Here is a 20,435-nt window from a genome sequence, read left to right on the forward strand (position 1 = left end):
CGGTGAGGTTTGCGGTGAGCTGTGAGGCGGGCTGAAAGCGGGTTGCGCTCGCAGTCCGCTGCGCGGCCCGCGCACACACGGTTAGGGTATCGCGCTGCGCACGCAGACCCGGTGCGCAGCGTCATTCATACAGTCACGACTGTCGCGTCATTCACACAGGCCGAACCGCCGCGCCACCCGGTTCACGCACAAGAAACCCACGCAGATCGCGCAGCACATCGCCCGGCGATTCCTCCATCGGGATGTGACCAAACGACGGATACATCACCGACTTCGCCCCCGGAATCCGTCGCGCGAATTCAGCCGCATGCGCAGGTGGAATCCAGCGATCTTTTGCACCCCACAGCACGAGCGTAGGCACATCGAGCGTCTTCAGCACGTCGGTATCGAGGTCGCGGAAATCGAGCGTCGGCACCATCTTGCCGATCGCCTCGCGCGTGTCCTCGCCGTGGAAGAAATCGATGTAGCGCCGCAAGACCGGCGCCGTCAGCTTGCGCGGATCGCCGTACACGTTGCGCACGGCGCTCTTCACGATCGCCTCGGGCAGCCACCACGGCGAGCTGATGCGCACGAGCGCATAGTTGAAGAGGTCGATGTAGATCGGCAGCTTCATCGGGAACCCGGCCGCGTCGATCAGTACCAGCTGCTCGACCGCGCCGCGATGGCGCACCGCGTAGTCCCACGCGATCAATCCGCCGAGCGAATTGCCGATCAGCGTGGCGTGCGTCGCGTCGACGGCCTGGATGAACGTATCGATGAAGCGCCGGTACACGCTGATGTTCATCGTCTCGATGCGGCCCGACGCGTCGCGCAGCGGACCGGTCACGCCGAACGGCGGCAGGTCGAGGCGGATCACGCGATGGTCGCGCGCGAGATCGTCGGCGACGCCGTCCCACGTATGCAGCGACGACGCGAAACCGTGGATCAGGACCAGCGTTCGCGGACCGGTGCCCTGCTCGACGTAGTGCACGTCGGTGCCCATGATCTGCACGAACTTCGACCCGGTCTGCGTGTAGCGTCGACGTAGCTCGGTGCGCGGCACGCTGACGATGCCGAGACGCGCGGCAAGCGAGCGGCGCGGCAACGGTGCGGGTTGCGCGGGCGAAATGGATTCGAAGCGGGTCATGTGTTGTCTCCCTGTGTCGATCGGAGTGAGCGCTTTGGCAGCGGCCCGGCGTTTGCGCTGGCGCGCGCTGTCCGGGTCGCTGTAAAGCACGTGCTCTGGTCTCTGGTGCTTACTCTGACTTCATGCAAAACGTTGCGATCATCTGTACGTCCGACTCGACATGCGCGCCGCTAGCGCGCGAACCGGTAATCGTCCGCGCGCACACGCTTCGTGCGGCGCCGGAAGCTGAACGTGAAGCCCGGCCACAGCGCGGTGACCTTGCCGCTTTTCGTCTGGTACCAGCTGCGGCAGCCGGTCGTCCACACGGCGTGCCGCATCTCGTGCTGCAGACGCGCGTTGAACGCCTGCTGCACGTCGTGCCGCAGGTTCATCGTGCGCGCGCCTTGCCGCGCGAGTTCGCGCAGGCATTCGGCGATGTACTGCACCTGCGACTCGATCATGTAGATCATCGAGTTGTGGCCGAGCCCGGTGTTCGGGCCGACCATCATGAAGAAATTCGGGAAGTCCGCGACGCTCGTGCCGAGGTAGGCCTCGGGGCCATCGCGCAGCCACTTCGCGCCGAGATCCGCGCCGCCGATGCCGGTCACGTCGAACGGCGCACCGTAGTCGTTCACCTGGAAGCCGGTACCGCAGATGATCGTATCGACTGCGTGATGCGTGCCGTCCGTCGTGACGACGCCGTCGGCGACAATCTCGCGGATCGACGTCGTGACGACATCGACGTTCGGTTGGCACAGCGCAGGGAAGTAGTCGCTCGACAGCAGCACGCGCTTGCAGCCCAGCAGGTAATCCGGCGTGAGCTTCGCGCGCAACGCCGGGTCCTGCACGCGTCGCCGCAGGTAGCCGAGGCCGAATTTCATCGGCAGCTTCATCAGCTTTGGATTCACGACGAACGCGACCGCGCGCGATTCTAGCTGCCAGTAGATCGCACCGCGCACGAAGCGCTGCGTGAACGGCAGATGCCTGAACAGCCACTGCATCCGCGGACCGACGGGCTTGTCGGGTTTCGGCATGATCCACGGCGGCGTGCGCTGGAACAGCGCGAGGTGTGTCACGCGCGGCTGGATCTGCGGCACGAACTGGATCGCGCTCGCGCCGGTGCCGATCACGGCGACCCGTTTGCCTTCGAGCGGATACGCGTGATCCCAGCGCGCCGAATGAAACAGCTTGCCAGCGAAGCGGTCGAGGCCGTCGATCTGCGGCATCGCCGGCCGCGACAATGGACCGCTCGCAGCAATCACGACGTCGGCTTCGATCTGTTCGTGCGCGCTGTTATCGTCCGCGCCGCCGATTTCCAGCCGCCATACCTGACGCGTTTCATCGAAGCGCGCGGACCGCACCGGCGCGTTGCAGCGCAGATAAGGTGCGAGTCCGTATTTGCGCACGCAGTGCTTCAGGTACGCGAAAATTTCCGCCTGGCCGCCGAATGCACGCGACCAGCCTGGGTTCGGCTCGAACGAAAACGAATACAGATGCGAGGGCACGTCGCACGCCGCGCCGGGGTAGGTGTTGTCGCGCCACGTGCCACCGATATCGCCGGCCGCCTCGTAGATCGTGAACGACGTGAGCCCCATCCGCATCAGCCGGATCGCCATGCCGATGCCGGCGAAACCGCTGCCGACGATTGCAATACGGGGAGGGGTAGGGCTCGTTGTCATTCAGCGTGCCTTGGTCGATTGATCTGGATAAATCCGGGCAACGTAGACATATGTCTACTTTATGGCGACGAGGGTAGACAACTGTGTACTTCGCGTCAAGATCGTTTACAGTGCGTCTTACCGGTATTTGAATACTGCACCTGGCTCTACGTGCGCTACATGCGTCACACCATGGACTCCACCGCCGATTTCCCCCCCACACTGCACGCCGATCCCGACCCGGATCTCGCCCCAGGCAAGCGCAAGCTGATCGAAGCCGCGCTGCGGCTGACGGCCGGCGGCCGCAGCTTCGCGACGCTCGGCCTGCGCGAACTCGCGCGCGAGGCGGGGCTCAATCCGAACACGTTCTACCGGCATTTCGACACGCTCGATGCGCTCGCGCGCGAGGCTGTCGAATGGGTGAGCCGGCGGTTGCGGCCGATGCTGCGGCGCGAACGCTGGCTCGCTGCTCACGACGAACCGCTGAGCGTGCCGCGCCGAGCGTCGGCTGCATTCTTTGCGTTTGCGCTCGATAACCGCGATGCGTTTCTCAGCGCGCTCGCCGAATATCACGGCACGCTGCCTGCATTACGCGACGCGGTGCGTGCGAACCTGCACGAGGTATCCGCCGAAATGGCCGACGACGTCGTGCAGCTGAACCTGATGCCGACGTTGTCGCGTGCAACGGTCGACGAAATCTGCACGCAGATCGTGCTGCAGCTGTTTCATCTGTCGCACGAGTACATCGTCAACGCGGAACATCGCGACGCGCTCGTCGATTACACGGAGCGTTTCATCGTGCGGCTATTTGCGGGTGCGATGGTGCTCGAGGAGCACGGCGCGCAGGCCTGACCTGAACGCTACGTTGAACGTCGAATGCCGATGAAAAAACACCCTGCGGGCCGTGAGGCGCGCAGGGTGTTTCTGTTTGCGTTGACGTCAGTCGTCGGCGCAGAACTTAGGTATCGCTCCAGCCGCCCGAATCGTCGTTGCTGCCCATGTCGACGTCGCCGCCGCCCGAGCCGCCGTCGTTCCAGTCGTTCGAGCCCTGGCCGAAGTCGAGATTGCCGTTATCGCCACCGCCGCCACGCCGACGCGTTTCGTCATCGACGATCACGTCACGCTCGACCACACGATCGCGGCCCGAATTCAGCGCCTCGCCGAGCAGCACACCGGTCAGCAGCCCCCCCATCCCGCCGCCGAACCCACCGCCTTGCTGGACAATCACCGGCGGCTGTTGCTGCGGATAAGGCTGTTGAGGATAGGGCGGTTGCTGTTGCGAGCGACCGAAGCGTTCGTCCGCTTCGCGTGCGTACGCGGAATCGCCCGAGTAGGTCTGCGCGTTGCCGCCCGCATGCGGATCGGGACGACCTTCGGCGCGCGCCTGCAAACTCTCGACGTTGCGTTCGAGCTCTTCGAGCTGATACGGCGGCACAGGATTCTTCGCGCCCGACAGCGCTTCGACCTGTTCGCGCAACTGCGCTTCAAGACCTTCGACTTCTTTTTCGAGCGCCTCGTGTCCGGGCACCGTGGACAGCCGCACGTCGAGCTTCAGCGAACGCACTTTGTTCAGCAGCTCGGTGGCGCGCTTCAATTGCGCACGGCGTTCGTCGTCGCTTTGCGTAGCCCCTGCATTGCGTGCGCGGCGCAGCGTCCAGCGCAGCACCAGCGCGATCGCGCCGATCACGAGCACGATGCCGATCCATGCACCCATCGACGGGCCGTGACGTTGCGGTGCTTGCTGTACGACCGCATTTTGTTGCTGGATAGCAGGCGCGTTTTGCTGAACGAACGGATTACCCGTGCGGTTAGTGCTGGTCGCCGCACCCGAGCGTTCCGCGTCGCGGCGGAGGCGCGCTTCGGTCTGTGCGAAACGCGACGCGTCGGTGAAGCGGATCTGCGGATCGAGCGTTTTCGCCTGCTGGATCTGCGCGAGCGCGTCGGCGGTGCGGCCTTCGCGATCGAGCACCTGGGCGTACAGGTAATGCGCACGCGCGTTGTTCGGATGCGCTTCGAGCACCTGCTTGAGACCGCTGTCGGCCTGCTGCCAGTTGCCCTGCGCCATCGCGGATTCGATCTGCTGCACGGTCGGTACCGCCGCGAACACGGCACCCGAGGCGAGCATCAGCGACAGACACGCTGCTGCGAGGAATTTCTTCATCATGCGGACCGGACGGCTGACCGTCCGTCTCCTTGTCGGTTGAGGGTAGCGTGGAGCGCCGGCATGGCTGCTGGCATATTCCTGTGCCGCGCTACCGGGGCTGCGCGCAACGCCGCTCGACAAGAATCGGCGATCGGCGTATTGCGCAACCTGTTCTACAACGTCTACGACGTTACTGCGCCGGCGTATTCAACTGCTTCTTCAACGCTTCGAGACGGTCGTCGACCGACGGGCCGCGATTCAGATCCGCGAGCTTGTCGTCGAGGGCCTTGCCGCTCTTCGTGTCGGCGGAATTCAGCCGGGCGTCCGAGCGTGCATTCGACAGTGCGACCTTGTCTTCCAGCTTCTGGAAATCCTCGGAGAGATTCTTGCCGCCGATCCCGCCGATCCCGCCGAGCGCGGACGCCGCGACGTCCTTCGCCTGCGCGATCTGCTGCTTCGCCTGCAGGATGTTCGAGCGCGCGTTCAGATCGTTGCGGCGCTGACGCATGTCGTCGATCTGCTGCTTCAACTGATCGACCGACGGTTCGAGCGTCGAAAGTTCGTGCGCGAGCGCATCGCGTTCCGCTTCCGCGTTGGCCTGTGCGCCGAGTGCTTCGCGTGCGAGGTTTTCATCGCCCGATTGCAGCGAGCGCTTCGCGCCGTCTTCGTACTTCTTCGCCTTGTCGGCGGCGACGTCGCGCTTGCTCTGTTGCGTCGCGACCTGGGCCTGAATCTCGATCAGCGAGTTTTCCGCTTTCGCGATGCTGTCGTCGAGTTCGCGGACGATTTGCCGCGAATCGCGCGACGGGTCCTGCACGGAATCGGCGGCGTCGTTGAGCAGACCTTTGAGCGTGCGCGAAATGCTGTCAAAAAGCGACATGAAACCCTCCATGAATTGAAATCGGCGCCGGTCAGCTGTTTTACCGAAGCAACTGACCGACGTGTCCACGGCCTGTGCAACCGGCGGACCGCGGGGCGCCGACGTGGCTCGCACACGATGTGCGCGCGAACGTCGAGCCGGACATCGGGGCGCGTCGCACGAATTGCAATAGCGGTGCTGCAAATTGCGTGTAACGGTTCGTTAATCGTACTGCTCATCGTGTTTCCGGACAGGCCCTTCGGCATGTCCCGCATGTCCCGGCAGCCCGCGGATATTACACCACGGCCTCTCTTAAAACGGTCTTAAGACGCGCTTTCAAAAACTGCGTGCTGAAACCGTTTCTACCTGTGTTTCGTGACGGTATTCGCATGTGCGTTGCGTGCTATGCAAAGCGGCCGTCGGGTGTCGGCGATCCAGGTGGGTCGCGTTCTTCTGCGTCGCGCGTGCGGCGGTCGCGCGCGGGCGTAGCGGGGGGCGTTGCGTTGTGCGTGTCTGCGGCAGCGGGACTGTTTGCCGCCGTGCCGCCCGCGGCGATCGCGGCGGCTTTTGCGGCGATCACGCGCGCGGCGGCCTGCAGATCGTCGAGTGCGGAATGATCGACGGGCGTGCCGTCGAGGTTGTTCGGTTCGAGCGCGTCGCGTTGTGCGCGCAATGCCTGGGAGAACGGCAATGCTTCGGTTGGTGCGCTGGATGGAGCGACGTCCGGTGCTTTGGATGCGGCCACGGGTTTTGCAGCAGCCGCCCGCGTACCGCGCGCTTTCGCAACCGGCCGCGCGGCGCGCAGCAACGCTTCGTTCAGCGCATCCGGCTCGCGCGGCGCGTTGAGCCGGTCGACGATGCTCGCCGCCTTCACCTGTTCGCTCGTCGCGCCGAAGCTCAGCACCGCCCGCCGCATCAGTTCGCTGACGCTGATGCCGAGGCGTTCCGCGCTCGCGGCGATCGCGCGTTTCTGCGCGGGCGAGACGAATACGACGATGCGTTCGGTAGGCTTGTTCATGGTCGGCTCGTGCTTTGTTAGCGTCGTTCCGGTGCCGGGCGCTCAGGTGCGCGGTCGCGTATCGTTTCATCATAGTTCGCAGCGGACGGACGCGAAACCGGGCGCGCGACAAAAATGCCATGACTTCAATGAGTTGTACGCCTTTCGGCGGGTTTGTCCACAGGGCTCTCAACATTTTCTGTTGATAACCGTACCCTGACCGCATGCCTGATGGGGAGAGAAGCGAATGAGCGGTGCGCAGAAAGCCTGTGGGGAACTATCGCCCGAGAATTCTTACAAAAAAATCGGCGGACGGCCCGCTTGATTTCTTTAGAATGCGCTGTTACGTTGCGCCGGGACCGTTGCCGGCCCACCGGGGCCGGGCCTCATCGGGCCGTGCCGCGCGAGGCCGGGCCGCGTTCTGCTTCGAGCCGCATGACGATATGCGTCGGCGGCCGGGCGTTCGGCACGCGGGCCGTCCGGTACGGGATAATCACGGGGCGGCCATTCATCGGATGGCTGTTTGCGATGTCGTCCGCGGGGTCGCGGCGGCGGGCGCAAGAGCGTCGAAAGCCGCATCCCGATTCATGGTTCATGCGTATGCAACACGCGGCACCGCCGATATCCACTGACCGGCAGCCGCGCGCAGAAGGTGCGCAGCGACGCGCCTAATACTCCAGACATGCCTATCATCAAACGACCGCATTCCTCCCAGTCGCCCGGCCAGTCCGGCGATCGAGAACCTAGCTGGAACAACGGAAAACCGTCGGGACGATCCCGCAGCGACGACGCGCCGCGCAGGCGTTCGTTCGGCGTGTCGCTCATGCTGTGGTTCGCCGGTTTGATGGCGACGATCGGCGTGATCGGCGGGCTGATCCTCGGCTATGCGCTCGTCGTGATGGGGCCGCAGCTGCCGTCGCTCGACGCACTCACTGACTATCGTCCGAAAGTACCGCTGCGCGTGTACACCGCCGACCACGTGTTGATCGGCGAATTCGGCGAAGAGCGCCGCAGTCTGGTGCGCTTCCAGGACATCCCCGACGTGCAGAAAAAAGCGGTGCTCGCGATCGAGGACTACCGTTTCTACGAGCACGGCGGCGTCGACTTCGTCGGCATCCTGCGTGCGGGCGTCGCGGATCTGATGCACGGCGGCGCGTCGCAGGGCGCGAGCACGATCACGATGCAGGTCGCGCGCAACTTCTTCCTGTCGAGCGAAAAGACCTACACGCGCAAGATCTACGAAATGCTGCTCGCGTACAAGATCGAGCGCGCGCTGACGAAGGACCAGATCCTCGAGCTGTACATGAACCAGATCTATCTGGGCGAGCGCGCGTACGGTTTCGCTGCAGCGGCGCGCGTGTATTTCGGCATCGACCTGAAGGACGTCACGCTCGCGCAGGCCGCGATGCTCGCGGGGCTGCCGAAGGCGCCGTCCGCGTATAACCCGGTCGTCAATCCGAAGCGCGCGAAGATCCGCCAGGAGTACATCCTGAAACGGATGCTCGACCTCAAGTACATCACGCAGGATCAGTACGACCAGGCGGTGAAGGAAGACATCCACACGCGCACGGCCGGCAACGAGTACAGCGTGCATGCCGAGTACGTCGCGGAAATGGTGCGTCAGATGATGTACGCGCAGTATCGCGACGAAATCTACACGCGCGGCCTGAACGTCACGACAACGATCGATTCCGCCGACCAGGCCGCCGCATACGACGCGGTCCGCAAGGGCGTGATGGACTACGAACGGCGTCACGGTTATCGCGGGCCCGAGGGCTTCGTCGAACTGCCGGCGCCGGGCGACGATCGCGATCAGGCGATCGACGATGCGCTCACCGATCACCCGGACAACGGCGAGATCGTCGCTGCGGTCGTTACGTCGGCGGCTCCGAAGGAAGTGAAGGTGCAGTTCCTCGACGGCACGGGCGCGACGATCAACGGCGACGGGCTGCGTTTCGCGGCGGCCGCGCTGTCGGCGCGCGCGTCGCAGACGCTGCGCCTCAAGCCGGGTTCGATCGTCCGCGTGATCGCCGATGCGAAGGGCAACTGGCAGATTACGCAGCTGCCGCAGGTGGAAGGCGCGCTCGTGTCGCTGACGCCGCAGGACGGTGCGATTCGCGCGCTGATCGGCGGCTTCGACTTCAACAAGAACAAGTTCAATCACGTGACGCAGGCGTGGCGCCAGCCGGGTTCGAGCTTCAAGCCGTTCATCTATTCGGCGGCGCTCGACAAGGGCCTCGCACCGGCGACGATCATCAACGACGCGCCGCTGTATTTTCCCGCGACCACGCCGGGCGGCGAAGCGTGGGAACCGAAGGACGACGATCAACCCGACGGCCCGATGTCGATGCGCCTCGCGCTGCAGAAGTCGAAGAACCTCGTGTCGATCCGCATCCTGTCGTTCATCGGCACGAAGTACGCGCAGGATTACGTGACGCAGCGCTTCGGCTTCGACGCGGACAAGACGCCGCCGTATCTGCCGATGGCGCTCGGTGCCGGGCTCGTCACGCCGCTGCAGGAAGCGGGCGGGTACTCGGTGTTCGCGAACGGCGGCTACCGGATCAATCCGTACCTGATCTCCGAAGTGACCGACGCGCGTGGCGAACCGATCTCGAAGGCACAGCCTTTGACGGCGGGCCGCGATGCACCGCAGACTCTGGCGCCGCGTAACGCGTACATCATGAACAGCCTGCTGCATTCGGTCGCGACCGCGGGCACCGGCGCGGGCACGAACGTGCTGCATCGTTCGGATCTGCAGGGCAAGACCGGTACGACGAACGATGCGAAGGATGGCTGGTTCGCCGGCTATCAGCAGTCGCTCGTCGCGGTTGCGTGGATGGGCTACGACCAGCCGAAGAGCCTCGGTAGTCGTGAATTCGGTGCGCAGCTCGCGTTGCCGATCTGGGTCGAGTACATGCAGCGTGCGTTGCACGGTGTGCCGCAGGCCGAACCGGCGATGCCGTCCGGTGTGACGACCGTCGATGGCGAACTGTTCTATGCAGACGCGACGCCGGGCAACGGCTTTGTGGCGAGCATCGGGATGGATGCGGCGAATCCGCTCGCAGGTGGAACCGATGCAGTGGGCGGGATTGGACCGGCAGGCATGACACCGCCGCCGGTGCCGACGGTGTCGTCGGGCGAGAAGCAACAGATCATGGATCTGTTCGAGTCGAACAAGCCTTGATGTAAGTCATGCGCGGGTGCCCGCGGGTACCTTCGCGGGTGCCTTGTATATCCGCGCATGACGATTCCTGAGTCACCAGACGAAAGCCGTCTTCAATCAGACACCTGGCGACGTTGTCCGGGTGTTATCAACAGACCTCTCAACACAAGCTGTGGATAGATGCGCGCTCGCACCTCGCCGCATCGTCACGCGAAAATAGCCAGGCCGTTCTTCTTCACGAGCTGAAGCATGCGCGCAGCAATGCCGCTCGGCTTTTTGTCGCCCTGTTCCCATTGACGAATGGTGGAGGCCGTGGTGTTCAGGTACAGCGCGAACACGCTTTGACTGACCTTCACGCCCTCCCGAATACGAGCGATCTGCCGGGGATTGAACTCCGGCGCCTTTTCGATGCACAGCTCGTCGTACTCACGCATCGTTTTTTTGTCGATGACCTTCGCGCGATGCAGGCCGGAAGCTGCGCTGTGAATCGCTTCCATTGCATCGCTTTTGAAACGGGTCTTGCTCATTGCAAATCTCCATGAGTTCCTTCAACGCCAACATCCTCTCGAGGTCGGCGGCCTTCGTGTTGCCATAGTCACGGGCAAGCGTCTTGAAACCACGCAGCTCGCTATCGTCGATGTTCTCCCGGTCGCTCTTCGCGAACAGGTACACGAACACCCAGAAATCCCCGATCCGGTTGACGACGATACCGCGCTGCGTGTTCCTGTCGAGCCGCTTTTTCCAGACGTTTCCGCCGAGGTTGCTGCCCTGGCCGATCTCCAGCTCCGACGCTGCTTTACACAGGTCGGTGTCGGAGATTTCGGCGGCTCTCGCTCTCCTGGTGAACCACGACGTCTTGAATACTCTTGAACCTGGTTTTGCCATATTCGGTGAAACGTGAGAGTGATCAAAATATACCACTGAGTGGTATATTGCTCAACCCGTTGTGTTGCGACGGATACTCGATCGTCGGGCACCGCAACGGGGTCGCATAACAGACTTGATCCTCTCGAATCAGTTCGTCGTTCGTTTCTATCCGGGAGCGTATTGGCCATCCGGTGGATGGCCTTTGGGATGACTGGTCAGCGGAGGGAGGGTGGGCGTACCGTGACGGTTCCTGCGGCAACCGCCGCATGACGCATTTCGCACCGCCACGCAAAAGCATCGTCCGGACAACACGTTAGCCGGGTTGTCCGAACGTTATCCACATCCTCTTCAACAAAAACCGGGGATAACCTCGGTTCAGTCTTTTGCGATAGCGGTGGCTTGTGCGGATGCTGCAGAGGGAGATGTCGACGGTGTGTTCACAGGCGGATTGCCCATCGCCTGAAACAGCGCCGCAGTATCGGACAGACGTGCGCCGCTATAGCGGATCTCGTCGAGTCGCGCGTTGCGATACTGCTGTTCGCTCGAACGCGCGGACATCAGCGGTACTGCGCCGAGTCGATAGCGTTGCGATGTCTCGGTGAAGATCTGTTGCGCCGAACTTGCAGCGACGCTTGCCGCATCGAGCGACTGCGCGTCGTGTTCGAGCGCTGCGAGCGAATCGGCGACGTTCTGGAACGCAGCCAGCACGGTCTGCTTGTATTGCTCGACGGCGGCCTGATATGTGTCCATCGCCGCGCGTCGCTGTGCGAACAGCGCGCCGCCGTGGAAGATCGGTTGCGTCAAAGATGCGCCGATGCTCCAGATCGCGCCCGCACCCGACGTCACGAGCGGCCAGCTGAAACCGGCGCGTCCCATCGATGCGGTCAACGACAGGCTCGGGAACATCGCTGCGGTTGCCGCGCCGACGTCGGCGGAGGCGGCCTTCAACGTCGCGTCCGCGGCCTGGATGTCGGGCCGCGCGCGCAGCAGATCGGACGGCACCGACACGGGCACGTCTTCGGGAACGTGCAGTGCGGCGAGATCGAGATCGTCGGGGGCGGCGTCGGGCGTGCGGCCGAGCAGTACGGCGAGCGCATGACGCGTCGCGAGCCATTGCTGACGCAATCCCGGCAGACTCGCCGCCAGCGATGCCGCACTCTGCTGCGCACTGAGAAAGTCCGCATGCGAGACCGCGCCGAGTTCGTAACGGCGCTGCGTATCGCGCGCCTGATCGTTCGCGAGCGCGACGAGCTGTTCGGTCGTATCGACCTGCGCGTGCAGCGTCGCCGCACTGATCGCCGCCGACACTATGTTCGCCGCAAGCGCGCGTCGTGCCGCGTCGAACTGGAACGCCTGCACGTCGACGCGCGCAGCCAGCGCCGCGTTCTGCAACCGCGACGCACCAAACAGATCGAGCGTGTAGTTCGCTTGCAGCTGCCCGACGAACACGTTGTACAGCGACGTGTTCGGTCCGAACACCGGGATGCCCAGTGCGCGTTCGCGCGTGGCCTGGCCGCCGGCATCGATCGTCGGCAGCATCGAACTGCCGACCTGCGCGCGCAACTGTTCGTGCGCGGCCGCGAGGCTCTTGTCGGCGGCGGCGAGTGTCGGGCTATGACGGAAGCCTTCTTCGACGAGCGCGTTCAAAGCGTCCGACCGATACAGCTTCCACCATTCAGGCACCGCCTTCGCGCCCGCGACGAACTGCTGCGACACGCCTTGCGCGGACACGGTTCGCAGCGGCTGCGGTTCGGCACCGTAGTGCACGGGTTGCGGCATCGCAGGCGGGTTGCCGTTCGGTCCGAACGAGCAGCCGGCCAGTACGAACAGCGCGGTGCCGGAGAGGACAGCCGTCGTGCGGCGTAGGGGAGAGTGGTTCATGATCAGTTTCCCGAATGCGCGTTGCCGTCGGCCGGCGGATCGCGTTCGTCGCTGCGCACGCGGAACGACATCGCGTACAGCGCCGGCAGGTAGAACAGCGTCAGCACGGTCGCGCTCGTGATGCCGCCCATCAGCGCGGTCGCCATCGGCCCGAAGAAGTTCGAGCGCAGCAGCGGAATCAGCGCGAGCACCGCGGCGGCAGCCGTTAACGTGATCGGCCGGAAGCGTCGCACGGTTGCGCCGACGATCGCATCGAAGCGGCGGTGGCCGGCGGCGATGTCCTGTTCGATCTGGTCGACGAGAATCACCGAGTTGCGCATGATGATCCCGAACATCGCGATCACGCCGAGCATCGCGACGAAGCCGAACGGCTGGCCGAACATCAGTAGCGTCGCGACGACGCCGATCAGTCCGAGCGGCGCGGTCAGCACGACCATCAGCACGCGTGCGAAGCTTTGCAGCTGGATCATCAGCAGCACGAGCACCGCGACGACCATGATCGGCATCTGCGCGTTGATCGACGTCTGGCCCTTCGCGCTTTCCTCGACCGAGCCGCCGATCTCGATCCGGTAACCGACCGGCAGCGTGCGGCGTATCGACTCGAGCGCGTGATCGACCGAATTCGTGACGTCGATGCCCTGCGCGTTTGCGACCACGTCGGACTGCACGGTGATCGTCGGTTGCCGGTCGCGTTCCCACACGACGCCGTATTCCAGATCGTTGCGCAGATGGCCAAGCGCGCCGAGCGGCACCGGACCATTGGGCGTCGGCATCGCGAGCGTGAGCAGTTGCGACGGGTCGACGCGTTCGCGTTTCGGCGCGCGCAGATCGACGCTGATCAGCTTGTCGTACTCGCGGTACTGCGTGACCGTGTAGCCGGACAGTGTCATCGCGAGGAAGCTCGACACGTCGTCTGACGTGACGCCCAGTTCGCGTGCTTTCTTCTGGTCGATCTCGAAGCGCACCGAGCGTTCGGCCGGCTCGTCCCAGTCGAACTGCACGTTCGACGTGCGCGCGTCGCCGCGCATCGTGGCCGCGACGCGCTCGGCGATCGAACGCACCGTCGCGATGTCGTCGCCGCTCACGCGGAACTGCACCGGATAGCCGACCGGCGGTCCGTTTTCAAGACGCGACAGACGCGTGCGGATCGCCGGAAACTGCGCGCGCAGCGTCGGATCGAGCCAGCGCGCGAGCTTCTCGCGATCCTTGACGCTTTTCGCGGTGACGACGAATTGCGCGAAGTTCGGCTGCGGCAACTGCTGGTCGAGCGGCAGATAGAAGCGCGGCGCGCCGGTACCGACGAAGTTCACGAAGTGATCGATCTCGGGCCGGCCGTCGAGCGTCTTCTCCAGGCGCTGCACCTGACGCAGCGTCGCGTCGAACGACGCGCCTTCCGGCAAGCGCACGTCGATCAGCAGTTCGGGCCGGTCTGAACTCGGGAAGAACTGCTGCGGGACGAGCGTGAAGCCCGCAAGCGACACGATGAACAGCACGACAGTGATGCCGAGCACGACGAAGCGCCGCTCGATGCACCACGCGATCCAGCCGCGCAGCCGTCCGTAGAAGCGTGTGTCGTAGATGTCGTGTTCATGCTCGTGGTCCTGTTCGCCTTCGTGCGGATGCGCCGGTGCAGGGTGCTTGCGTTCCGGCAGCAACCGATAACCGAGCAGCGGAATCAGCACGACCGCCGCGAGCCACGATGCGATCAGCGCGATCGCCGAGACTTCGAAGATCGAGCGCGTGTATTCGCCGGTGCTCGACTTCGCGAGCGCGATCGGCAGAAAACCCGACACGGTGACGAGCGTGCCAGTCAGCATCGGGAACGCGGTGCTGGTGTACGCGAACGCGGCGGCACGCTGGCGGTTCCAGCCCTGTTCGAGCTTCACGGCCATCATTTCGACGGCGATGATCGCATCGTCGACGAGCAGCCCGAGCGCGAGCACCAGCGTGCCGAGCGACACCTTGTGCAGCCCGATACCGAACAGATACATGCACAGCGCGGTGACCGCGAGCACGACCGGGATCGAGATCACGACGACGAGGCCGGTTCGCACACCGAGCGATACGAGACTCACGACCAGCACGATCGCGACCGCTTCGGCGACGGCTTCGAGGAAGTCGTCGATCGATTGCGCGACCGCGTGCGGCATGCTCGACACCTGGACGAGTTTCAGGCCCGCCGGCAGCGACGCGCGCAACTCGGCAGTCTTCGCATCGAGCGCCTTGCCGAGGCGGATCACGTCGCCGCCCGGCTGCATCGTGACGCCGACGCCGAGTACGTCATGGCCGCCGAAGCGCATCCGTGTCGACGGCGGATCGTCGTAGCCGCGCCGGATCGTCGCGATGTCGCCGAGCCTGAATGAACGGTTGTTCACGCGGATCAGCGTGTCGGCGAGCGCGTTGACGTTGTCGAACTGGCCGCTGGGACGCACGAATACGCGGTCGTCGAAAGTCGTTAGCGTGCCGGCCGGCGAGACCGCGTTCTGCGAGTTGATCGCCTGCGCGATCTGCTGCGGCGAGATGCCGAGGCGCGTGAGTTGCGTGTTGGTGATCTCGACGTAGATGTGCTGGTCTGGATCGCCGAAGTAGTCGATCTTCGCGACGCCCGGCACGCGCAGCAACACCGCGCGCAACTGGTCCGCGTAGTCGTGCAACTGCGCCGGCGAATAGCCGTCGCCTTCGAGCGTGTAGATGTTCGTGTAGACGTCGCCGAACTCGTCGTTGAAGAACGGACCCTGCACGCCGGGCGGCAGCGTCGTCGCGATGTCGCCGACTTTCTTGCGGATCTGGTACCAGGTTTCGGGTACCTGGGACACCGGCGCCGAGTCCTTCATCGTGTAGAAGATCAGCGATTCGCCGGGCCGCGAGTAGCTGCGCAGGAAGTCTGTCGACGGCGTTTCCTGCAGCTTGCGGCCGATCCGGTCGGTGACCTGGTCCTGCACCTGACGCGCGGTCGCGCCGGGCCAGAACGTGCGGATCACCATCACGCGGAACGTGAACGGCGGATCTTCCGATTGTGCGAGCCGCGTGTACGCGAGAATCCCGAACGCGGTAGCGAGCACGATCAGGAAAACGACCAGCGCCTGATGGCGCAGCGCCCACGCGGACAGATTGAAGCGTCCTTCTTCGTGCGCAGCGTTCATGACGCGAAGTCCTCCGGATGCAGCGGTGCGATCACGTGCACTTTTTCTCCGGCGGAGACCGTGTGGACGCCTTGCAGTACGACGCGGTCGCCGTCCTTCAAGCCCTGCGATATCGAAACGGTGCGCTCCGCGTAACGCGTGACCTGCACACGGCGCAGTTCGAGCGCGTTGTCCGACGCACGCACGACCCACACGGCCGGCGCGTTGCCGTCATGGAACAGCGCGGTGGCGGGCAGCGTGAACGAGGGGCCGGCTGCCGTCGTGTTACCCGCGAGCGCGATGTCGGCGGTCATGCCGAGACGCACGTCGGGGCCGGGGTTGTCGAGCGTGAGTTTCGCGCGCCACGTGCGGCTCTGCGGATCGGCGGCGGGCGACAGTTCGCGTACGCGCGCGGTGAACGTGCGGCCTGGCAGCGCCGACAGCGTGACCGTCGCGTGCTGGCCGACCGCGAGCGATGCGAGCGCGCTTTCGGGCGCATCGGCGACGACGTCGATGTCGCCGCTCCACGCGAGGTTGTAGACGGCCTGACCGGCGGACACGTTCTGCCCGGTGTCGGCCTGCTCGGCGGTGATCACGCCGGCGTGGTCGGCGGTGAGCGTCGCGTACTGCAACTGATCTTTCGCGAGTGCAGCCTGCTGCGCGGCCTGATCGCGCTGCGCACTGGCGGACGCGTAGGAGTCTTCGGTCTGTTCGAGCTGTGCGCGTGCGATCAGGTTCGCCTGAGCCTGCGCGCGGTCGCGATCGAGCTGCTGCTTGGCATACACGAGACGGTGCTGCGCGGCGTCGAGCTGGGCCTGCGCGCTGGCGGCGTTCTTCTGCGCGTCGGCGGGATCGAGCCGCGCGACGATCTCGCCAGCCTTCACCGTATCGCCGAGCCTTACCCGCCGCTCGACGATCTTGCCCGCGATCCGGAACGACAGCGGCGTCGAATAGCGCGCCTGGATTTCGGCAGGCAGCGTCGACGTCGCGGACCGGCCATCGGATTGCACTGCGCTCGCGACAACCGGACGCGGCGCAGGCGCCTCGGCTACTTTCTTCTGACAGGCCGCGAGCAGCACGACACCGGACAGCGCCAGTGCAAACGCTGCCCGACGCAGCGGCGTAGCGAGCCGCATGGACGGGTGAGACAGGACAGGGGAATCGGGACGATCCACGATGGCTCCGAACAGGAGAGAGCGAAAAAAAACGGGGAACCGGTGCGGGCACTGCGCAGAAACGCCCGATGAGCGGGCACGGCACACCGCCGGTCAGATGATGCTGTGCATTCTAATACATACCTGTATTTGAATGCAAAGGCGAATATGTAATCGGATCAGTGCTAGACTCCTCTTATGAAACGAACACGCCTGACCCGCGAGCAGAGCAAAGACCAGACGCGCCTGCGTCTGCTCGATGCCGCGCAAGCCATATTTATGAAGAAGGGATTCGTCGCGACGAGCGTCGAGGACATCGCGGCCGCGGCGGGATACACGCGCGGCGCGTTCTATTCGAACTTCAGCAGCAAGACCGAACTGTTTCTCGAACTGCTACGACGCGATCACGAATTGATGCAGACGGAGCTGCAAGACATTTTCGCGGGCGAGGCCACGCGCGAAGCGATGGAAGCCCGCGTGCTGCTGTACTACAGCCATCTGCATCGCGACGACCGGTGCTTCCTGCTATGGGCGGAAGCGAAGCTGGTTGCCGCGCGCGACGCACGTTTCCGCGTGCGTTTCAATGCGTTCATGCACGAGAAGCTTGAGCAGATGGCCGCCTATATCGACGAATTCGCGACGCGTACGGGGGTGCCGCTGCCGTTGCCGGCGGAAGTACTCGCGGTGGGATTGATGGGCCTGTGCGACGGCGTGCACTTCATGTTCACGATTGACCCGAAGAACGTGACGAGCGATCTGGCGGAGTCGGTGCTTGGGGAATTTTTCGGGCGGGTGGTGTTTGGGCGCGGGATGGCGGGGTGAGACCGGCGTGAGCCGATGTGAGTCGATATGAAGCGAGGCGCACGTGGCGCCTCGTTTTTATTGCACGGGCGTTTGGCTTAGCCGCTCAACCCCGGCCCATAGTTGCTGCCGATCAATTGCGTCACCGCATCGAGATTCGCGTAATCCTGCTCGGGCAACCCGTCGAGCATCGACAGCACGTCGTTGCTGGCACCGGCGTCGCGTGCGGCATCGACAAGCACGTCCTTGTTCGCCGGATAACGCACGCTCTGCAATACGTCGCTGATCTGCAGATCGATCGGCTCGTCGGGAATGCTCGGTGCGTTCATCTGGGGCTCCGGTGCGGGGCGGTCGCGATCAGGTTTGCAGATGCTCGTCGGGGCCGGCAAACGAATGGCTCAGATGGTGCGACTTCGGCAACGCAATCGTCTGCCAGTGTTGCGGTTGCTGTTGCTGTGCAGAATCGTCCGTCGCGGCGGGCAGCGCGCCCGCAGGCTCCACCGCCGTTGCCTCGTTCACGTCGCGTGCCGTATGCGCGGGCGCGGCGAAACAGGAAGCGGACAGCAGTACCATGGTCATCAGCGTCGAGGTTTTCATCGCCAGACCTCCTTTCCTCATGCAGCACCGTGGCTGCAGCAAGCGCCGTGCCGCTCGGGAGACCCGGCGTGCACGTGCTCAGCGCAGGCATCGCGTGGCCAGCGAGACGCGCCTTCTTACATCTTATACGGCAATTTCTGCGGGTGCTTTTTACTGGGCTCTTTCGCTGGTTTCCGGTGGGAGATCCGGGTCGATGGGGCCTGTCGAAACGATTCGTCAGTCGTAATGGCCGACAGTCACGCGATGCGCGGCGGCGGTATGCCGGTGCGCGGACGATGCACTGTGGTCTGTTTCGTCAGGGCAGGGAATCCGCGGTCGATTCCCCGATCACTAGCGAAGCGTTTCAACGCGCCGGATTCATCCGGAAATACGCGTCGAGCAGCGACGTCTTGTAGACGACACCCGCCAGCAGCGGATGTTTGATGCTTTCCACCACCGGCAGCCGCTCCCCCTGAAACGCCATGAAATGCTGCAACGCGACGCCGAGCGGCATGTCGGGCGTCAGCACGTCGAAATGCGGCTGCAGATAATCGGCGGCGGTGCGCGCGGACGTGTCGCGCCGATCGAGCAGATCCGATGTGATGTCCTTCAGCGCGACGACGCCGAGAAAGCAGCCGGCTTCGTCGGTGACGTACAGATACTTGACCGGGTACTCAAGAAACACGCGCGTCATTTCCTGCACGGTCGCGTTGGGCCGCACGACGGTGTCGGGCGGCTTGATCAGTTCGCGCATCTGCGTCGCGCGCAGCCGCATCCGCTCCTGCTCTTCGCGGTTGCGATGTAGCGTGATCTCGTACATCGACGTCTTCGCGATCGCCCGCGACACGAAATACGCGACCACGCACGACAGCATCAGCGGCAGCACGACCTGATAGCTGAGCGTCATTTCGAAGATCATCAGGATCGCCATCAACGGCGCCTGGGTCGCGCCCGCGAGGAACGCGCCCATGCCGACCATCGCGTACGCGAACGGCGCGGACGTGCCGTGCGGCCACAGCGCGTGCATCCCCTGGCCGAACAGCGAGCCGAGCACCGCGCCGACGAACAGCGTCGGCGTGAAAATCCCGCCGACCGCGCCTGACCCGGCAGTCGCCGCAGTCGCGACGATCTTGAAGACGAGCACCATCACGAGCGCGGACCACGTCCACGGCGAATGCAGGATCGAGTTGACGACGCTGTAGCCGTTACCCCAAACCTCGGGCGACCACACCGACAGGATGCCGACCGCAAGGCCGCCGAGCGCGAGCTTGAGCGGCAGCGGCAGCTCGATGCGCCGGAAACCCGCTTTCGACAGTTCGAGCAGACGCAGGAACTGCGGCGCCGCCGCGCCGCACAGCAGACCGAGCGCGACGAACAGCAGCACCTCGACGCCGGTGACCGGCGGAAACACGGGCATTTCGTAAGGCGGCCGATAGCTGGTGAACTCGCGCATCGTGATGTTCGCGACGACCGATGCAACGACGACCGGTCCGAAGCTTTCCATCGCGATCGAGCCGAGCACGATCTCGGTGACGAAGAACGCGCCGGCGATCGGTGCGCTGTACGCCGACGTGATACCCGCTGCGGCGCCGCAGGCCACCAGCAACCGCAGGCGCGGCGGATCGAAGTGCACGACGCGTCCGACGAGCGACGCGGCCAGCGCTGCGAGCTGCACCATCGGACCTTCGCGACCGATCGAGCCGCCGCTCGCGATCGTGAACAGCGACGACACGCTGCGCCACAGGCTCAACCGCACCGGCACGACGCCGTCGCCGATCGCGACCGCTTCCATGTAGTCGACGTGATTATTGCGGTCCATGCCGCGCCGCGCGATCAGCAGAAACACGCCCGCGATCAGACCGCCGGCCGCAGGCAGCACGATGCGCACGGTCCACGGCAGCCGACGCGCCATCTCGACGAAGCTGCCGGGCTCGCCCGAGATCGCGCGTTGCAGCAGCGCGATGCCTTCGCGAAACGCCATCGTCGCAAACGCGCCGGCGACGCCGACGACCACCGACCACAGCAGCATCGTGTGCGCGTCGGACAGTCTGAACAGATGTTGCGCGCGGGTGCGCAGTTTCAGCAGGAATGAGAGCACGACGGGAGCGT

At 64.5% G+C, this 20,435-nt stretch carries 15 protein-coding genes and 1 pseudogene; 3 read left to right on the plus strand and 13 right to left on the minus strand.

Features of this window, described 5'->3' with window-relative positions:
- Window positions 1-151: 151 nt before the first annotated feature.
- Window positions 152-1,126, minus strand: a complete 975-nt coding sequence (locus E1748_RS18525) for an alpha/beta fold hydrolase (RefSeq protein ID WP_133648618.1) — start codon at window positions 1,124-1,126, stop codon at window positions 152-154.
- Window positions 1,127-1,296: 170 nt separating this feature from the next.
- Window positions 1,297-2,784: a flavin-containing monooxygenase gene (locus E1748_RS18530; protein ID WP_133648619.1), complete on the minus strand. Its 1,488-nt coding sequence runs from the start codon at window positions 2,782-2,784 to the stop codon at window positions 1,297-1,299.
- A gap of 171 nt (window positions 2,785-2,955) precedes the next feature.
- Here E1748_RS18530 and E1748_RS18535 point away from each other — a divergent pair, with 171 nt between their 5' ends.
- Window positions 2,956-3,615 carry a TetR family transcriptional regulator gene (locus E1748_RS18535; protein WP_133648620.1) on the plus strand — a complete coding sequence of 220 codons (660 nt, stop codon included), beginning with the start codon at window positions 2,956-2,958 and terminating at the stop codon, window positions 3,613-3,615.
- A 106-nt stretch (window positions 3,616-3,721) separates the two neighbouring features.
- On the opposite strand, the gene E1748_RS18540 is transcribed toward E1748_RS18535, so the two are convergent.
- From E1748_RS18540 to E1748_RS18550, 3 genes are all read right to left on the minus strand, one after another.
- A complete protein-coding gene (locus E1748_RS18540; RefSeq protein WP_133649428.1) occupies window positions 3,722-4,924 on the minus strand; it encodes a tetratricopeptide repeat protein in 1,203 nt (400 codons plus the stop codon).
- 172 nt (window positions 4,925-5,096) lie between these two features.
- Window positions 5,097-5,786, minus strand: coding sequence for a PspA/IM30 family protein (locus E1748_RS18545; RefSeq protein WP_133648621.1), 690 nt, complete (start codon window positions 5,784-5,786; stop codon window positions 5,097-5,099).
- A 382-nt stretch (window positions 5,787-6,168) separates the two neighbouring features.
- The gene (locus E1748_RS18550; protein ID WP_133648622.1) at window positions 6,169-6,783 is read right to left on the minus strand and encodes a plasmid mobilization protein; all 615 of its coding nucleotides are present in this window, start codon (window positions 6,781-6,783) and stop codon (window positions 6,169-6,171) included.
- Window positions 6,784-7,444: 661 nt separating this feature from the next.
- Between E1748_RS18550 and E1748_RS18555 the strand changes: the two genes are divergently transcribed.
- Window positions 7,445-9,946 carry a PBP1A family penicillin-binding protein gene (locus tag E1748_RS18555; RefSeq protein WP_133648623.1) on the plus strand — a complete coding sequence of 834 codons (2,502 nt, stop codon included), beginning with the start codon at window positions 7,445-7,447 and terminating at the stop codon, window positions 9,944-9,946.
- A 185-nt stretch (window positions 9,947-10,131) separates the two neighbouring features.
- Here E1748_RS18555 and E1748_RS18560 read toward each other — a convergent pair whose 3' ends face one another.
- The 5 genes and pseudogenes from E1748_RS18560 to E1748_RS18580 form a co-directional block, all read right to left on the minus strand.
- Entirely contained in the window at window positions 10,132-10,452 is a 321-nt protein-coding gene (locus E1748_RS18560) for a helix-turn-helix domain-containing protein (RefSeq protein ID WP_133648624.1), read from the minus strand.
- Window positions 10,451-10,810, minus strand: a pseudogene (locus E1748_RS18565) (type II toxin-antitoxin system RelE/ParE family toxin); the annotation flags it as partial. The pseudogene E1748_RS18565 and the gene E1748_RS18560, both read right to left, overlap by 2 nt.
- A gap of 357 nt (window positions 10,811-11,167) precedes the next feature.
- Complete coding sequence (locus E1748_RS18570) at window positions 11,168-12,673, minus strand: efflux transporter outer membrane subunit (protein WP_133648626.1); 1,506 nt, start codon at window positions 12,671-12,673, stop codon at window positions 11,168-11,170.
- 2 nt (window positions 12,674-12,675) lie between these two features.
- Complete coding sequence (locus E1748_RS18575) at window positions 12,676-15,816, minus strand: efflux RND transporter permease subunit (RefSeq protein ID WP_133648627.1); 3,141 nt, start codon at window positions 15,814-15,816, stop codon at window positions 12,676-12,678.
- Window positions 15,813-16,931 (minus strand): efflux RND transporter periplasmic adaptor subunit, encoded by a 1,119-nt coding sequence (locus tag E1748_RS18580; RefSeq protein ID WP_133649429.1) that lies wholly within the window; start codon window positions 16,929-16,931, stop codon window positions 15,813-15,815. Before E1748_RS18580 ends, E1748_RS18575 begins: the two co-directional genes overlap by 4 nt.
- A 216-nt stretch (window positions 16,932-17,147) precedes the next feature.
- Here E1748_RS18580 and E1748_RS18585 point away from each other — a divergent pair, with 216 nt between their 5' ends.
- Window positions 17,148-17,771: a TetR/AcrR family transcriptional regulator gene (locus E1748_RS18585; RefSeq protein ID WP_133648628.1), complete on the plus strand. Its 624-nt coding sequence runs from the start codon at window positions 17,148-17,150 to the stop codon at window positions 17,769-17,771.
- Between the two features lie 77 nt (window positions 17,772-17,848).
- Here the strand turns inward: E1748_RS18585 and E1748_RS18590 are convergent, their stop codons facing one another.
- The 3 genes from E1748_RS18590 to E1748_RS18600 form a co-directional block, all read right to left on the minus strand.
- Window positions 17,849-18,079: a DUF2795 domain-containing protein gene (locus E1748_RS18590; protein ID WP_133648629.1), complete on the minus strand. Its 231-nt coding sequence runs from the start codon at window positions 18,077-18,079 to the stop codon at window positions 17,849-17,851.
- A 28-nt stretch (window positions 18,080-18,107) separates the two neighbouring features.
- Window positions 18,108-18,347 (minus strand): hypothetical protein, encoded by a 240-nt coding sequence (locus tag E1748_RS18595; protein WP_133648630.1) that lies wholly within the window; start codon window positions 18,345-18,347, stop codon window positions 18,108-18,110.
- 343 nt (window positions 18,348-18,690) lie between these two features.
- Window positions 18,691-20,424: a ClcB-like voltage-gated chloride channel protein gene (locus E1748_RS18600; protein WP_133648631.1), complete on the minus strand. Its 1,734-nt coding sequence runs from the start codon at window positions 20,422-20,424 to the stop codon at window positions 18,691-18,693.
- Between the last annotated feature and the right edge of the window lie 11 nt (window positions 20,425-20,435).

Origin of the sequence: Paraburkholderia flava (assembly GCF_004359985.1) — a bacterium.
Taxonomy (GTDB): Bacteria; Pseudomonadota; Gammaproteobacteria; order Burkholderiales; family Burkholderiaceae; genus Paraburkholderia; species Paraburkholderia flava.

What these genes read in the sequence shown, in the direction of transcription:
- E1748_RS18545 (WP_133648621.1), bottom strand. Translation starts at nt 5,786, where the DNA reads ATGTCGCTTTTTGACAGCATTTCGCGCACGCTCAAAGGTCTGCTCAAC.
- E1748_RS18585 (WP_133648628.1), top strand. Translation starts at nt 17,148, where the DNA reads ATGAAACGAACACGCCTGACCCGCGAGCAGAGCAAAGACCAGACGCGC.
- E1748_RS18580 (WP_133649429.1), bottom strand. Translation starts at nt 16,931, where the DNA reads ATGCGGCTCGCTACGCCGCTGCGTCGGGCAGCGTTTGCACTGGCGCTG.
- E1748_RS18555 (WP_133648623.1), top strand. Translation starts at nt 7,445, where the DNA reads ATGCCTATCATCAAACGACCGCATTCCTCCCAGTCGCCCGGCCAGTCC.
- E1748_RS18550 (WP_133648622.1), bottom strand. Translation starts at nt 6,783, where the DNA reads ATGAACAAGCCTACCGAACGCATCGTCGTATTCGTCTCGCCCGCGCAG.
- E1748_RS18570 (WP_133648626.1), bottom strand. Translation starts at nt 12,673, where the DNA reads ATGAACCACTCTCCCCTACGCCGCACGACGGCTGTCCTCTCCGGCACC.
- E1748_RS18560 (WP_133648624.1), bottom strand. Translation starts at nt 10,452, where the DNA reads ATGAGCAAGACCCGTTTCAAAAGCGATGCAATGGAAGCGATTCACAGC.
- E1748_RS18530 (WP_133648619.1), bottom strand. Translation starts at nt 2,784, where the DNA reads ATGACAACGAGCCCTACCCCTCCCCGTATTGCAATCGTCGGCAGCGGT.
- E1748_RS18535 (WP_133648620.1), top strand. Translation starts at nt 2,956, where the DNA reads ATGGACTCCACCGCCGATTTCCCCCCCACACTGCACGCCGATCCCGAC.
- E1748_RS18525 (WP_133648618.1), bottom strand. Translation starts at nt 1,126, where the DNA reads ATGACCCGCTTCGAATCCATTTCGCCCGCGCAACCCGCACCGTTGCCG.
- E1748_RS18540 (WP_133649428.1), bottom strand. Translation starts at nt 4,924, where the DNA reads ATGAAGAAATTCCTCGCAGCAGCGTGTCTGTCGCTGATGCTCGCCTCG.
- E1748_RS18575 (WP_133648627.1), bottom strand. Translation starts at nt 15,816, where the DNA reads ATGAACGCTGCGCACGAAGAAGGACGCTTCAATCTGTCCGCGTGGGCG.
- E1748_RS18590 (WP_133648629.1), bottom strand. Translation starts at nt 18,079, where the DNA reads ATGAACGCACCGAGCATTCCCGACGAGCCGATCGATCTGCAGATCAGC.
- E1748_RS18595 (WP_133648630.1), bottom strand. Translation starts at nt 18,347, where the DNA reads ATGAAAACCTCGACGCTGATGACCATGGTACTGCTGTCCGCTTCCTGT.